The 14,428-nt window shown below is 48.4% G+C and carries 13 protein-coding genes; 9 read left to right on the forward strand and 4 right to left on the reverse strand.

The window, feature by feature from the left end; genetic code table 11:
- Positions 1-66: 66 nt before the first annotated feature.
- The 7 genes from HNQ56_RS03145 to HNQ56_RS03175 all read left to right on the forward strand — a co-directional run bounded on the left by HNQ56_RS03145 (position 67) and on the right by HNQ56_RS03175 (position 8,696).
- A complete protein-coding gene (locus HNQ56_RS03145) occupies positions 67-450 on the forward strand; it encodes a RidA family protein (protein ID WP_429142721.1) in 384 nt (127 codons plus the stop codon).
- Between the two features lie 55 nt (positions 451-505).
- Entirely contained in the window at positions 506-1,210 is a 705-nt protein-coding gene (locus HNQ56_RS03150; protein WP_429142723.1) for a TetR/AcrR family transcriptional regulator, read from the forward strand.
- 75 nt (positions 1,211-1,285) lie between these two features.
- Positions 1,286-2,611, forward strand: a complete 1,326-nt coding sequence (locus HNQ56_RS03155; protein ID WP_429142725.1) for a uracil-xanthine permease family protein — start codon at positions 1,286-1,288, stop codon at positions 2,609-2,611.
- Positions 2,612-2,703: 92 nt separating this feature from the next.
- A complete protein-coding gene (locus HNQ56_RS03160) occupies positions 2,704-3,249 on the forward strand; it encodes a nucleotidyltransferase family protein (protein ID WP_429142727.1) in 546 nt (181 codons plus the stop codon).
- A gap of 96 nt (positions 3,250-3,345) precedes the next feature.
- The gene (xdh, locus tag HNQ56_RS03165; protein ID WP_429142729.1) at positions 3,346-5,949 is read left to right on the forward strand and encodes a selenium-dependent xanthine dehydrogenase; all 2,604 of its coding nucleotides are present in this window, start codon (positions 3,346-3,348) and stop codon (positions 5,947-5,949) included.
- 159 nt (positions 5,950-6,108) lie between these two features.
- A complete protein-coding gene (locus HNQ56_RS03170) occupies positions 6,109-7,524 on the forward strand; it encodes a sodium:solute symporter family protein (protein ID WP_429142731.1) in 1,416 nt (471 codons plus the stop codon).
- A 335-nt stretch (positions 7,525-7,859) separates the two neighbouring features.
- A complete protein-coding gene (locus HNQ56_RS03175; RefSeq protein WP_429142733.1) occupies positions 7,860-8,696 on the forward strand; it encodes an AraC family transcriptional regulator in 837 nt (278 codons plus the stop codon).
- A gap of 50 nt (positions 8,697-8,746) precedes the next feature.
- Here the strand turns inward: HNQ56_RS03175 and HNQ56_RS03180 are convergent, their stop codons facing one another.
- The 4 genes from HNQ56_RS03180 to HNQ56_RS03195 all read right to left on the reverse strand — a co-directional run bounded on the left by HNQ56_RS03180 (position 8,747) and on the right by HNQ56_RS03195 (position 12,095).
- The gene (locus HNQ56_RS03180; protein WP_429142735.1) at positions 8,747-9,550 is read right to left on the reverse strand and encodes a DUF2238 domain-containing protein; all 804 of its coding nucleotides are present in this window, start codon (positions 9,548-9,550) and stop codon (positions 8,747-8,749) included.
- 114 nt (positions 9,551-9,664) lie between these two features.
- Entirely contained in the window at positions 9,665-10,363 is a 699-nt protein-coding gene (locus HNQ56_RS03185) for a hypothetical protein (protein WP_429142737.1), read from the reverse strand.
- Positions 10,364-10,616: 253 nt separating this feature from the next.
- A complete protein-coding gene (locus HNQ56_RS03190) occupies positions 10,617-11,033 on the reverse strand; it encodes a CBS domain-containing protein (RefSeq protein WP_429142739.1) in 417 nt (138 codons plus the stop codon).
- A 120-nt stretch (positions 11,034-11,153) separates the two neighbouring features.
- Complete coding sequence (locus tag HNQ56_RS03195; RefSeq protein WP_429142742.1) at positions 11,154-12,095, reverse strand: metallophosphoesterase; 942 nt, start codon at positions 12,093-12,095, stop codon at positions 11,154-11,156.
- Between the two features lie 176 nt (positions 12,096-12,271).
- On the opposite strand from HNQ56_RS03195, the gene HNQ56_RS03200 reads away from it, so the two are divergent.
- Together HNQ56_RS03200 and HNQ56_RS03205 are read left to right on the forward strand one after the other, a co-directional pair.
- On the forward strand, positions 12,272-13,240 hold the full coding sequence (locus HNQ56_RS03200) for a D-2-hydroxyacid dehydrogenase (RefSeq protein ID WP_429142745.1): 969 nt from the start codon (positions 12,272-12,274) through the stop codon (positions 13,238-13,240).
- A 32-nt stretch (positions 13,241-13,272) separates the two neighbouring features.
- Positions 13,273-14,358: a glycoside hydrolase family 172 protein gene (locus tag HNQ56_RS03205; protein ID WP_429142747.1), complete on the forward strand. Its 1,086-nt coding sequence runs from the start codon at positions 13,273-13,275 to the stop codon at positions 14,356-14,358.
- Positions 14,359-14,428 lie beyond the last annotated feature (70 nt).

The raw sequence follows: 14,428 nt of genomic DNA on the forward strand, positions 1-14,428 counted from the left end.
CAAATAAAATAAAAAGATAAGGGCCGGAAGCCGCTTCAGAGGCGTTCCGGCGGAATGGAGATTATTATGAAGAAGGAAGTTATTAATGCGGCCAATGCGCCGGCAGCAGTTGGACCCTATGTTCATGCAGTGAAGGCAGGCGACTTCCTGTTTACCTCCGGCCAGCTGGGCCTGGATCCCGTTACCGGGGAGATGCCGGAAGGCGTGGAAGCCCAGGCTCATCTGAGTCTGAAGAATCTGGGAGAGATTCTGAAGGAAGCGGGATTGACCTATCAGGATGTTATTAAGACAACCGTATTTTTGCAGGATATGAATGACTTTGCAACAGTAAATGCAATCTATGCCGGGTATTTCCAGGGAGAAGCCCCTGCCCGTTCCTGCGTTCAGGTAGCGAAGCTGCCCAAGGGCGGTCTGGTGGAAATTGAGGCAATTGCCGTCAAGGCAGAATAGGAATACCCCTTTACTTTGGAGAAAATGCTGCGATCAGGCGGGGAATGGAGAGAGTATGGAAGAAGCATCAAAGAACAATGCCAGCAGGACAGTAAACAAGGACAAGCGGCAAGCCGCCGGGATTATGTTAAAGAAAAACAACAGTGAGACGGGGCTGAATTCAGAGATGGGCAACGTCCAGAACAAACGCATTATGAATGCTGCCCTGGACGTAGTGAATAAGCAGACCATTGCCGGAACCCGCATGCATCTGATTGCTGAAAAAGCGAAGATGGTTCAGTCCAATGTACATTATTACTATAAGACAAAAAACGAGCTGATGCTGGCTCTTCAGGATTATATTTTTGAAGAGTGCTATGCCGCGCGCCGCAAGGAAAAAAAGCATAGCAAGGACAACCTTAGCAGCCAGCTGGATGTCTTCATTAATCAAAAGAAGCGGCTGATCATGACGAAGCATAAGTATGATTTTGCCGAGGTGGATTTCTGGGTGCAGAGTAAGATCCATAGCGAAATTCATGAGAAATTCAATCAGTCCTATACAAAATGGAAGGTTGAGATCAGAGAAGTTCTGGATCGGTACTGCCCATGGATGGATGCGAAAAGCAGGGAGCTGCTTCCCTTTACCTTTATCTCTCTGATGGAGGGAGCAACCATTCAGTATCTGATTAATAAAGACGAGTTTGATGTGGAAGGATATTTTGACATGTGTAAACAGCTTATGCTGAATCAGATCGAAAGCCTGAAACCGCGGGAGCCGTAAGGCCCCGGCGGTTTTGGGAAAGATACGGAGGAAGGCATGGAGGCGACAGAATAAAGACATATTTCGGAGGAATAGATGAAAAAGAAACAAAGACAGTACGGATCCGTTTTTGAGCTAAACGGGATTCCGGGGTTTAGCCAATTATTTCCCTTATCGTTACAGCATCTGGTGGCAATGATTGTTGGCTGTGTAACACCGGCGCTGATTGTATCCGGTGAGGCGGGGTTAGGCCAGATCGACAGAGTAATGCTGGTACAGGCGTCCCTGGTAATCGCAGCGATTTCTACAATTATTCAGGTATTTCCCATTGCCGGGAAATTAGGGTCCGGACTGCCGATGATTCTGGGTGTAAGCTTTGCCTATCTGCCTACCTTACAGGCAATAGCCGGAAGCTATGATATTGCCACCATATTGGGAGCACAGTTGATTGGCGGTATATGCGCCATTGTTGTAGGAATATTTGTAAAGAAGCTTCGGATTCTATTTCCTCCTTTGATTACAGGAACCGTAGTGTTCACAATAGGACTGTCCCTGTATCCCACAGCGGTGAATTACATGGCGGGAGGGAAAGGAAGCGACACATACGGTTCCTGGAAGAATTGGCTGGTGGCGATCTTTACCTTAGTGGTGGTAACTGTTTTGAATCATTTTTGCAAGGGCATATTTAAGCTTGCATCGATTCTTTTTGGCATTATCGCAGGTTATCTGGCCGCCCTCTGCCTGGGTATGATTGATTTTGCCGGAGTCGGGGAGGCAGGAATCCTGCAGATGCCTGGAGTGATGCATTTCGGAATGAAATTTGAATTTTCAAGTATTGTGGCAATGTCCATACTTTTTGTTATAAATTCAGTTCAGGCCATCGGTGATTTTACGGCTACCACCACAGGCGGCCTGGACAGGGAGCCTACGGACACGGAGCTTCAGGGCGGCATTGTGGCATATGGTGTCACCAATATCCTGGGTTCTTTCCTGGGAGGATTGTCAACCGCCACCTACAGCCAGAATGTGGGGATTGTAGCCACCACGAAGGTGGTGAACCGGATGGTATTCGGGCTGACGGCGGTGCTGATGCTGTTTGCCGGAGTAATACCGAAGTTCTCCGCACTGCTGACCACGATTCCCCAATGTGTACTGGGAGGGGCCACGATTTCCGTATTTGCCTCCATTGCCATGACGGGGTTGAGGCTGATTTTCCAGGAGCCCATGAATTACCGCAGTTCTTCTATTGTAGGGCTTTCCGTGGCTCTGGGCATGGGGCTGACGCAGGTAAGCGACAGCCTGGCGAAGTTCCCTTCCTGGGTGGACACCATCTTTGGAAAGTCCCCCGTGGTGCTGGCAACCCTGGCAGCTATCTTGCTGAACCAGGTGCTGCCACGTAAGAAGGACGGGGAGCAGCAGTAAAGAATGGTTCCGGGTAAGAAGCATTTCGCTTGATAGGACAGATTAGTCAGGGGTGAGATTAAATTAATTTAAAAAATGTAGGTATTGTACTTTTGGCAGCAGGCAGCAGCACCAGGTATCAGGGCATAAAGCTGCTGGATCTGATTGACGGCAGGAAGATGTATCTGCCCATCCTGGAGATTATGCAGAAGCTGTCCTGTACTCCTAAAATTATTGTTACGCAGTATGATGAAATTCTGGAAGCGGCACTGCAGTACGGCTTTCTTCCCGTAAGAAATGAGGAGCCGGAGCTGGGAATTTCCCTTTCTCTGCAATTGGGGCTGTTAAAGGCCCTGGAGCAGGACCCCATGATGGAAGGCGTTTTGTTTGGTGTGTGCGACCAGCCCTATCTTCGCCCTGCCTCCATTGAAAGATTAATAGAAGGCTTCCTTCATTCGGAGAAAAATATAGCCGCTCTTTCCTACGAAGGGATTGTCGGCAATCCATGTATTTTCGGAAAGGCTTATTACGAGGAGCTTCTGGCTCTGACCGGAGATGTGGGAGGTAAGAAGATTATAATGGTGAATTTACCCGATGTGCTGCTGGTTCCGGCGGAGGAAGCAAAGGAACTGGTTGATATTGATACAAGGCAGATGTAACAGTTCAGCCTGTGGCTGGGAGGAGGGCATGGTGCTCCCTCACACACAGGCGGAAGACATATATAGCAATTCTGATAAGAAAGGAAGGTATCGGATATGTATTCAGTGAATATTAACGATCAGGTATACGAGTCGGAACAAGATATGCCCCTCATGGATTTTCTCCGTGACGAGCTGAAAATCACTTCCGTAAAAAATGGCTGCAAGGAGGGGGCCTGCGGTACCTGTACGGTTATCATTGACGGCAAGACCTCCCGGTCCTGTGTGCAGAAGCTGTCCAGGCTGGAGGGAAAGAAGATCCAGACCATCGAAGGCTTTACCGACAGGGAACGGGATGTATTCGCGTATGCCTTTGCCCAGGCAGGAGCAGTGCAATGCGGCTTCTGTATCCCGGGAATGGTGGTATGCGGCAAATGTCTTGTCGACCAGAATCCCGATCCTACCAAAGAAGAAGTCAGATTCGCCATCCGTAATAATATGTGCCGTTGTACCGGCTATCTCAAGATAGAAGAAGCAATCCTTCTGGCGGCTAAGATGCTGAGAGAGGGAACTGAGATTCCGTCGGAGGAGCAGGAAGCCCGTGTGGGGAACAAGGTGCACCGCGTGGATGCGGCTCCCAAGACCCTGGGCACGGCCATGTATGCCGATGATTATTATTTGGAAGGAATGCTGTACGGCAAGAATGTATTCAGTAAATACGCCAGGGCGAAGGTTCTGTCCATTAACAAGGAGAAGGCTCTAGCCCTTCCCGGAGTAGTGGCGGTCTATACGGCCGAGGATATTCCGGGGAAACGCTACATCGGACATCTGGCCCAGGACTGGCCGGGGATGATTGCCATCGGCGAAGAGACAAAATGCATCGGAGACACCCTGGCAATGGTGGTTGCGGAGACCAGGGAGCAGGCAATCCAGGCGGCAAAAGCCGTGGAAGTGGAATATGAGGAGCTGACACCCGTGTGCTCTCCGAAGGAGGCCATGGAGCCGGGAGCGCCTCAGATTCATGGGGAAGGCTACACCCTCTTTGGTAAGTTCATTGTACCGGAGAATAACCTCTACAGCCATCAGGAGGTGAAGCGGGGCGATGCCGAAAGAGCGTTGGCGGATTCTAAATATGTTGTGGAAGCAACCTTCTCCCTTCCGCCCACGGAGCACGCCTTTATGGAGCCGGAGACAGCCGTAGCTATGCCGGACGGGGACGGAATATTTGTAATTACCGGCGGACAGGGTATTTATGACGAATATCATGAGCTGAGCAACTATCTGGGCATTCCCCAGGAAGCGGTACGCATTCAGAGCGCCATTGTGGGAGGCGGCTTCGGCGGCAAGGAGGACATGAGTGTCCAGCACCAGGCAGCCCTGTGCGCTTATCTTACCAAGCGTCCGGTGAAGGTTTCCTTCAGCCGTCAGGAAAGTATCAACTATCATCCGAAACGCCATGCTATGGAGATCTATTGTAAGATCGGCTGTGATGAAAACGGCATTATTCAGGGGTTAAAGGCGAGACTCACCTCGGACACGGGAGCCTATGGCTCCCTGGGAGGACCGGTACTGCAAAGGGCCTGTACCCATATCGGAGGACCTTATAATTATCAGAATGTGGATGTAGAGGGTAATGCATACTATACCAATAACCCTCCGGCCGGAGCCTTCCGCGGCTTTGGCGTTACCCAGTCCTGTGCGGTGGTGGAACCGCTGATTAATCTGCTGGCGGAAAAGGCGGGCCTCTCCGGTTGGGAGATCCGTTACCGCAATGCAATCCGTCCCGGACAGTCCCTGCCCAACGGACAGATTGCAGATGAGGGCACCGCAATGGCGGAGACTCTGGAAGCGGTGAAGGAAGCCTTTGATCAATATGAGGCAGATCCCAATTATTATGTGGGAATTGCCAGTGGTATGAAGAATGCAGGACTTGGCGTGGGAGTGAGGGATATTGGCCGCTGTAACCTGAAGGTGATGGACGGCAAGGTTCATGTCAGATCTTCCGCGGCAGCCATCGGACAGGGACTGCAGACCGTATTGCTTCAGATCGTCTGTGAAACCGCAGGACTGTCCAGGGATGTCGTCGTCATAGAACAGCCTGATACAAGGTATACTCCGGATTCCGGAACAACAACAGCCTCCCGTCAGACGGTATTTGCCGGTGAAGCGGCACACCAGTCTTCCGCGGCACTGAAGGCTGATCTGGACAGTGGTCTGACGCTGGAGGAGCTGGAAGGGAAGGAGTATCTGGGAGAATATGAGTTCAAATCGGATCCCATCGGCTCTCCCAAGCCCAACCCTGTAAGCCATGTGGCATACGGCTATGCCACCCAGCTCTATATTCTGGACCAGGAGGGCAAGGTGGTGAAGATTGTTGCTGCCCACGATGTGGGGAAGGCAATCAATCCCCTCAGCCTCTCCGGGCAGGTAGACGGCGGTGCCGCAATGGCTCTGGGATATGGACTGACGGAGGATTTCCCTCTGAAGAACGGCGTTCCTCAGGTGAAGCTGGGAACTCTGGGGCTGTTTAAGGCCAGCCAGATGCCGGAGATTGAGCTGCATCTGGTGGAAAAGAACCGGGCGGACCTGGCCTACGGTGCAAAGGGTATCGGAGAGATCGTAGCCGTTATGGGTGCTCCCGCCTGCCAGAATGCTTATTATAAAAAGGACGGCATCTTCAGGACGAAGCTGCCGCTGGAGAATACGTATTATCATAAGTAAGGTAACCATATGCTACATTCAATATATCAAGCTTCATAAGGAAACAGCAGCAAAAAACAGACAGCTCAGTTGACAGAATGGATGACACATAGAACTTGTAGGATATAGGCATCATGAATGCATTTGTAACTATTTTAACCCAATAAGGAGGGTATGTGAATGCAAGTACAGGTTGTTCCGTTAATTATTGTCATTGTTTACATGATTGGTATGCTGTTGGTTGGTTTTCTAACAAATAAGTATATTATTAAGGACAGTGTGGATTATATGCTGGCTGGAAGAAGAATGGGCCTGTTTATGGTGGCGTCCTCTCTATCCGCTAATAATATCGGGGGCGGCAGCACCACCGGTGTTGCGGCAAGGGCATTCTCGGGCTGGGGCTTGAGCGCCGCCTGGTATGTGCTGGCTGCGGCAGTTGCAATGATCCCATTGGCGTATTTTGCCCCTAGGATTCGTAAAACCCTGGCCGTTACCATACCGGAGGTAGTACATCGAAGGTTTGGGCCAACTGCCGGGTTGTTTACGGCAGTGTTGAATGTAGTATCCCTGTTCTGCCTGACGGCATCCCAGATTCTTGCTTCAGGAACCGTAGTGAGCTCCCTGACGGGACTGCCTCTCAATGTATGTATTCTGATAGCGGGCTTTGTAGTTATCTTCTATACAACCATGGGAGGAATGCTGGCAGACGCCATTACCGATGTGGTTCAGTTTTTGATTATATTCTTTGGACTTTTGATCGCCCTGCCCTTTATTATCAATGGTGCGGGCGGATGGCAGGCGATATCGGCAGCCCTGCCTGCGGCAGAATTCAATGTAACCAAGGTGGGCATTGTAACGATTATCGGGTTGATCTTTAACTATTTCTGTACCTTCTTATCGGGACCGGAGATGGTCAGCCGCTTCTCCTCCGCCGAGGATGCCAAGACGGCACAGAAAGCATCGCTTCTGTCCGGTATCATGATGGCGCTGTTGGCCTTTATACCAACCATCATCGGCTTGGTTGCCCTGGCAGAAAATCCTGGATTGGATAACGGAGCAGGTACGACAGCGCTGATGTATGCCACTACGAATTATGCTCCGGCCTGGATTACCGGTGCAGTGGCGGCTGCGATTGTGGCGGCCACCATGTCCAGTGCGGATTCCAATCTGCTCTGTGCGTCTACCATTATAACAAAAGATATCTACCAGAAATACATTAATAAGAATGTGGAAGACAGAAAGCTGATCACAATTACCAGGATAAGCAATGTGATAATTTGTGTGGTCAGTATGGGTATCGCTTTATTTAATATAAGCCTTGTTACCTTGAATCTCTTTGCTTTCGCTCTTCGTTCGGCGGGTCCCTTCGCTGCTTACGGCCTTGGGCTGGCAGTAAAGAATGCAACGAAGAATGCAGGCTTGATCTCCATTCTGGTGGGTTCGGTTGCAGTTGTATATTGGCAGCTGATCGGATCCCCCTTCGGAATACTGGCAATTGTATTCGGATGCTTCTGGGGAATCGCATCGTTCTTTGCGGTCACCTGGATTGAGAGGAAGATGGGGAAACCGGCGGCACCTTCTGCATATCTGGATTAGTCATAATGAAAATTTGAGGATTTATCCGGGATAATCTGAGAAAGCCGTATTTCCCGGGATAATTGATAAATTGAATGTAGATGCGATGAAGGGATAAATCAAACACCCCTCCGGACAAGCAGCATGAGAAACTGCCGCCAGTATTCCGGAGGGGTATTCTCTGGTCAGGGTATTCTTTACGCAGATATGGATCCTGCACCGATGTCTGTGTGCCGACAAAGCTTCGCAGGGAAAGTCGGGCGGTCATGATGTAAACCTGTTATGATACATACAGGTGCTTATGACGGGCACTACAGCAGAGGGAACTGACGTCAGGAAGCAAGAGGAGATGAATTATGAACAGTTGGACAGAAGGGATTCAAAATGCGATTTGGTATATGGAAGAACATATTACCGAACCGATGGATATCGAGGAGATTGCCGGATGTGCATATGTTTCTGCCTTTCATTTTCAGCGGATCTTCAGCGTGCTATGTGGATTTACGGTGGGGGAATATATTCGAAACCGCCGCCTGTCACTGGCGGCGCAGGAGCTTTCCTGCTCGAATAGGAAGGTGATTGATGCCGCACTGAAATACGGCTATGATTCTCCTGACAGCTTTGCAAAGGCTTTCCTGCGGTTTCATGGCATCTCACCCTCCGCTGCAAAGGAAAAGGGGGCAAGCCTCAGGGCATTTGCACCCGTAAGAATAAAACTGACCTTGGAGGGCGGAAACATGATGGAGTACAAAATTGTAGAAAAAGCGGCATTTACGGTAATGGGAGTTTTAAGGAACTTCTCTGCGGAGACGGCCTACCGGGAGATTCCTGCGTTCTGGCAGGAGCACACGGCGAAAGAGGATAAGAAGGTTTGCGGAATGTACGGTGTTTGCATTGATAGCGACGGACAGCCGTTTGACTATCTTATTGCAGACAACTATGTGCCTTGGAATGAGATACCGGAAGGGTATGTTACAAGGACTATTCCGGCAGGCTCATGGGCGGTGTTCCCTTGCAGGGGAGCTTTGCCCGAGGCGCTTCAGAAGGTGAACACTGCAATCTGGAATGAATGGCTGCCTAATTGCAAGGACTATAAGCTTGGGGGAAACTATAACATTGAGATGTATGCTCCGCCGTGTGAAAATCCTGCGGATACCTACAGCGAGATATGGGTGCCGGTGGAACGAATCTGATTTTTAAGGCTGTCATGACGTATAGTTGAGCAGAGCTAATTAAGCTCTGCTCAACTGCTTTCACTGAGGCCTTCCTTCTCCGAGGGCTGTGCCGGAATCTTGGATTTTAAAATAAACCGTTTGACAAAATTCCCTTTGCCTCTTTGCTTGATATAGAAATATCCAAAGGTGGAGAATACGGAAGCGCCGATAAAATTAACGACCAAATCCATCATGGTATCAATGAGTCCGATATCGATATAGGCCTTCCAGGACTCCCCGTTGACCGAAAGGCTGTCGATCGTAACCTTCACCGGTACATTTAACCCCTGTTCATTCAGCAGTACGGACCGGATGGTGGTCAGATAGGTATCCTTCTGCATATCAAAGCCAAGGAATCGATCCATGGCGAACTCAAACATTTCCCAGACCACACCGATGGTCATAGAGAAGCAGAAAGCCACCAGGGCTACGAATACCGGGGAGAGGGAGATGGCAAATTTATCGTTTTTATTTAATATATCAATCAGCGACAAACCGATAGCGGCGGCAAGGAAGCCGTTGAGGGTATGCAGCGTCGTATCCCAGTAGGGGAAAATAAGATAGTAAGAATTGATCTCTCCCAGAATTTCAGCAGAATAGATGAAAAGCAGGATGATTACCTCCAGGGTATCGGGAATATCAATATGGACTCTCTTCTCTATGAAGCTGGGCACCATGAATAGAATTAAGGTTAAGATGCAAAGGAATATGTTCTCATAATCCCTGGTTCTGATTTGATCAATAATGACGATGATTACAGATAAACGAAGCAGCAGATAAACGATGGACAGCCATTTTATTTTCTTTCCGGGGTGAGATTTGATATTTTTCATTCGGGTCCTCCTTTTGTAAATTGCAGATGATCGGCCGACAGACTTCATTATACTGCATTTACGCATATTGCACAATCATCACTGTCTGGCTGTGGCGATGAAGAATAAAATTTTTTACTCTGAACTATTCTCTAAAATATCTGCCTTGATATCAGTGCATGTGATTTGCAATATAAGACATTCGTATCCATTTTCAATATACAGACAAAAGCCTATTTGTCCCCCTGGCATTTTCATGACATGATGCATGTCAACATGGTTACTTCCAGGACCTATGAAGCTGCTTTCACCTTTCATCTCTATTTTATGTATATTGATGAAGCTTAATGTTGCCGGATTAACATTAACGGGTATGCTTTTATTTTTTCTCCTGCCGCCATAACAAAGTACATTTTCCAGGGTTATCACACATGTCTGTTCTCTCATATCTATATTGATATCCTTGACTATAGAATCTTCTATTTGGAAGTCTGCCAGTGGAGGGTAATTATAATAGGTTTCCTCTAATACTAATTTATGCTTTTCCATTGAGGCTTCAATGTCATGCATATACTGGATTAAGTCTGCCAGCCGAGGATAATTAGAAACCAAAGCGTTGTTTCTTATATCAGTTTCAATATCAATCCAATATTCCGAAGACTTAATCAGGTCAATAAGAAAACAATTCAACTCATCATCACCATAATTAGTAATTAAATTCTGATTTTGATGGGAAGGAATAGAGGATTGATGATATAAATCGGATAAGGTACGATTTACTGTTATGCCGGAAATGCAAAGATATGACAAGTAATTACGATATAAAGTCAGCATGGATATCCCCTTTCGCTAATTATACAGATCATAATTTCCGCCTGCAAAGGCATCTGCCTGGGTGACCTGAATATAGAGCTTGTATTATACCTTATTATTCGATGAAATATCAATAGTTTATATGATTATAACCGCAAAACTTTCCGCGGATCGAAAAAACACGCTGTCCTGTATTCAATAAGAGAGAAGGAAGCAGCTGATGTTTCAGCCGCCTCCTTCTCTCATTCTGTAATATTTGACGGATAAGATGGTACTAGCCCGGCATGGAAATGTTCTTCAGCGCATCCTCGGCGCAATCCTGACAGGCAGGCTCTAAGGAAATATCACCAAGAGCAACGATCCCGATCAGGCTGTTATTCTCTACCACGGGAAGCCGCCGGATCTGACGGTCACTCATTAATCGGGCCGCATCATCCACATCGGTCTCGGGATTGGCAAAAGTAACATCCTTCGTCATAATATCACCGACCCTCTGGCTGGAGGTATCCTTACCGGAGGCTACAGAACGGACTGCAATATCCCGGTCAGTTATGATCCCGACCAGCTTGTTCTGGGTACATACCGGAAGAGAACCGCAATTATACTGCTTCATTAATTGGGCTGCGTGTTCGATGGAATCATCACAGCGCAGGCTGGCAACATCCTTCGTCATAATATCTCTTACCTTCATATTAACCTCCATCTGCCGCTTCGGCGGCCTGCAAAGTCCAACCTAATTGCCTCCAGAAATAGCGTACCCACGATCTCTTACTTTTATTAAATAACGGCAAGATAATATCCCTGGCAGGTTTTACTCATCATCCTCCTCACAGCTGGCACAATTGGAGGAATACGGGTGTTTCTTACAATCATAATTTTCAATCGGCTCCGGTCCGCGGGCAACCACCCGCTGAACCCGTACGACGCCATCCTCATCCGCCACAAGTCTCCAGTTCACCATAAGGATGGTTCCGTTGATAATCTCAATACCCGATATTCCTCTGGTATGAATGCAGCAGCCGGTATTAAAGTAGGGCAGCTCTTCATTCTTCGGGAACTTTGGCCGATGGGTGTGCCCGCAGATCAGCATCATCTTATGCTTTTGAATCCACTTTTTATAGGCACGCTCCACCTTGTGGCGTTTATATAGATTTCTGGCGGGGCTGGAGGGATTCTCGAAGCCCACCACATGCATAAAACGCCAGAAATAACGCATCAGCAGCATGGAAAGGAACCAGAGCTGATCATTCATCACATCTCCCTGGTGCCCATGTACCGTGAGAATCTCCTGACCGGTCTCTCTATGCTTTAATATCAGAGCCTCCAGAGGAACCAGATCCCGGAATAATTCCACCCGCTCCTGGTTATATTCGTCATAAAAGGTGAAGTAATTATCCTTCACATACAATTTTGATTTCAGATAAATATTATGATTTCCATAGAGCATGATCATACGTCCGGCATCGAAGAATTTCTTCATAACGATGAAAACATCCGTATGGGCCAGGCGGATATGTTTGAACTTCGGATATTCCCAGAGCTCGTCGCCGTCCCCCGCCTCCACGTAGACATACCCTTCCCTGTAGTAATAATTCATGGCATGGAGAAAGAGATTCTGGTTTCGTGCGAATTCATCGGAGACGCTGTCGTCACCCCGGTGAACATCGCTGAAAAAGATGTATTTTGAGCTTTCATCAAAATATTCAAGCTTTGCATTCTGATAAGCCCTGGTCAAGCGGTTGTTTGTGCGCATTGAATTGCCTCCCTGTGCCTTTTCGTATAATAAATGAAAGGAGTATTAGTATGTCCTGTTTTTTTACATAGTATAAGCCAGGACGAAAGCATTGCTTCTAATTGCTTGCATAGAAAAGCATGCCGTGCTAGACTGGAGCCATGGAAGTGATTTTTAATTGACAGGAGGAATTGTATATGAATGAGAAATTGGAATTGTTAGTTATTACAACCTCTATTTTCCCAATGAATGAGGAACAGCGGGAAGATATTATAAATACGGCACCGGGCATCTCGGTTACGGTTGCCGAGGCAAGGAAGGTAACCAGGGAGATGATTGAAAATGCGGAGATTATCTTCGGATGGCTGACGAAGGAACAGAAGAGCTGGGCAAAGAAACTGCGCTGGCTTCATCTGCCCAGTGCGGGAGCCGATGGATATACTCAGCCGGAGGAATACTGCAATAAGGATATCCGGATATCCACTTCCAGCGGAGTGTTCGGTCAGCCCATCGCAGAGCATGTATTTGCCATGATATTGTCCCATAACCGTAATCTGCAGGAGTATGCCTATTATAAAGCCGAGAAGAGATGGGTGCGCGGCTGGGAAACCAAGGATTTCTTCGGTTCTACCATAGGTATTCTGGGCCTTGGGGACATCGGAAGCCAGATCGCAAAGCGGGCGAAGGCCTGGGGAGCCAGGGTACTGGCAATCAAGCGCAGCCGGACACCGGCTCCGGATTATGTGGACGGATTGTATACCATGGAAGAAATAGATGAGGTATTGGCTCAATCGGATTATGTGGTGCTGGCACTTCCTAATACCCATAGGACGAAAGGGCTGATATCGGAGGAAAAGCTTCGTCTCATGAAGCCGGGGGCATTCCTTGTTAATATTGGGAGAGGAAGCTTGATTGATCAGGAAGCCCTGATCAAGGCGCTTACAGAAGGCCGGATCGGAGGCGCGGGACTGGATGTAACCGATCCGGAACCGCTGCCGGAGGACAGCCCGTTATGGGAACTGCCCAATGTCATACTTACTCCCCACACATCGGGCGGGTCCCCTACCAATGACAGGAGAAGATTGAGTATATTCCTGCATAACCTGGAATGTTATATAAAAGACAGGCCCCTTCAGAATCAAGTGGATTTTACGCAAGAGTATTAATGAAATGAAATAACAATAAAAGGAGAGAGCATATGTATCAATCATTTAGCTTTAACAACATGGAGAATCTTACAAGGCTGTCCGACGCGGTAACCCGTTCCATCAGCCCGGAGAACATTACCGGAGAAAAGGGGCAGGGAGGAAGCTGTGAACTGGAGCAGGGCACGGCGGGAAGAGCAGCCAGGGACCTGGGGAAGGGCTGGAAGGTAAATCCGTATTTTGCGATACCGCCGGCATCAAAGCTGGTTATTGCCGACATCGAAGGGCCGGGAGCCATTCAACACATTTGGATGACGCCTACGGGAGTATGGAGGAACACGATCCTTCGCATTTATTGGGATCATTCGGAGAACCCGTCGGTAGAGTGTCCCATTGGTGATTTCTTCTGCTGCGGCTGGCAGGAATATTTCCAATTGTCTTCACTGGCCGTCTGTGTGAATCCGGGCAGCGCTTTTAACTGCTATTGGAGTATGCCCTTCCGGAAGCATTGCCGGATAGAGCTGGAGAATCTGGATGACAGGGAAATGACGATCTATTATCAGATTGATTACACGCTGACACAGATACCGGAGGATGCGGCTTATTTCCATGCGCAGTTCCGCCGGGTGAATCCCCTCCCCTATAAGGAGGTATATACCATTCTGGATGATGTAAAGGGAAAAGGCCATTATGTGGGAACCTATCTTGCCTGGGGAGTGAATAACAACTCCTGGTGGGGAGAAGGGGAGATTAAATTTTATATGGACGGGGATCGGGAGTATCCCACCATCTGCGGAACGGGTACGGAGGATTATTTCTGCGGCTCCTATAATTTTGAAGATCCGGCAACCCATGATAAATACGTATCCTTCAGTACTCCCTATACCGGTCTCCAGGTGGTTAGACAGGATGTTCTGTACAAGTCGCAGAAGCGTTTTGGCATGTACCGCTTCCATCTGACGGACCCCATCCGCTTTGAGGAGGAAATCCGGGTTACGATCCAGGCGCTGGGATGGAGAAGCGGGGGCCGTTACTTGCCGCTGCAGGATGATATTGCATCTACGGCATTCTGGTACCAGACACTGCCTGCCAGCAAATTCCCTCCCCTTCCGGATAAGGACGGGCTGGAAATTATCTAACAGGCGGATGCTTTCCTTATGAAAAACTTAAGATTTTTTGGCTATCCCATCTATTGCCATAGATGGGATA

This window comes from Anaerotaenia torta, assembly GCF_050433395.1.
Classification (GTDB): domain Bacteria; phylum Bacillota; class Clostridia; order Lachnospirales; family Lachnospiraceae; genus Mobilitalea; species Mobilitalea torta.

What these genes read in the sequence shown, in the direction of transcription:
- HNQ56_RS03145 (WP_429142721.1), top strand. Translation starts at nt 67, where the DNA reads ATGAAGAAGGAAGTTATTAATGCGGCCAATGCGCCGGCAGCAGTTGGA.
- HNQ56_RS03150 (WP_429142723.1), top strand. Translation starts at nt 506, where the DNA reads ATGGAAGAAGCATCAAAGAACAATGCCAGCAGGACAGTAAACAAGGAC.
- HNQ56_RS03155 (WP_429142725.1), top strand. Translation starts at nt 1,286, where the DNA reads ATGAAAAAGAAACAAAGACAGTACGGATCCGTTTTTGAGCTAAACGGG.
- xdh (WP_429142729.1), top strand. Translation starts at nt 3,346, where the DNA reads ATGTATTCAGTGAATATTAACGATCAGGTATACGAGTCGGAACAAGAT.
- HNQ56_RS03170 (WP_429142731.1), top strand. Translation starts at nt 6,109, where the DNA reads ATGCAAGTACAGGTTGTTCCGTTAATTATTGTCATTGTTTACATGATT.
- HNQ56_RS03175 (WP_429142733.1), top strand. Translation starts at nt 7,860, where the DNA reads ATGAACAGTTGGACAGAAGGGATTCAAAATGCGATTTGGTATATGGAA.
- HNQ56_RS03180 (WP_429142735.1), bottom strand. Translation starts at nt 9,550, where the DNA reads ATGAAAAATATCAAATCTCACCCCGGAAAGAAAATAAAATGGCTGTCC.
- HNQ56_RS03185 (WP_429142737.1), bottom strand. Translation starts at nt 10,363, where the DNA reads ATGCTGACTTTATATCGTAATTACTTGTCATATCTTTGCATTTCCGGC.
- HNQ56_RS03190 (WP_429142739.1), bottom strand. Translation starts at nt 11,033, where the DNA reads ATGAAGGTAAGAGATATTATGACGAAGGATGTTGCCAGCCTGCGCTGT.
- HNQ56_RS03195 (WP_429142742.1), bottom strand. Translation starts at nt 12,095, where the DNA reads ATGCGCACAAACAACCGCTTGACCAGGGCTTATCAGAATGCAAAGCTT.
- HNQ56_RS03200 (WP_429142745.1), top strand. Translation starts at nt 12,272, where the DNA reads ATGAATGAGAAATTGGAATTGTTAGTTATTACAACCTCTATTTTCCCA.
- HNQ56_RS03205 (WP_429142747.1), top strand. Translation starts at nt 13,273, where the DNA reads ATGTATCAATCATTTAGCTTTAACAACATGGAGAATCTTACAAGGCTG.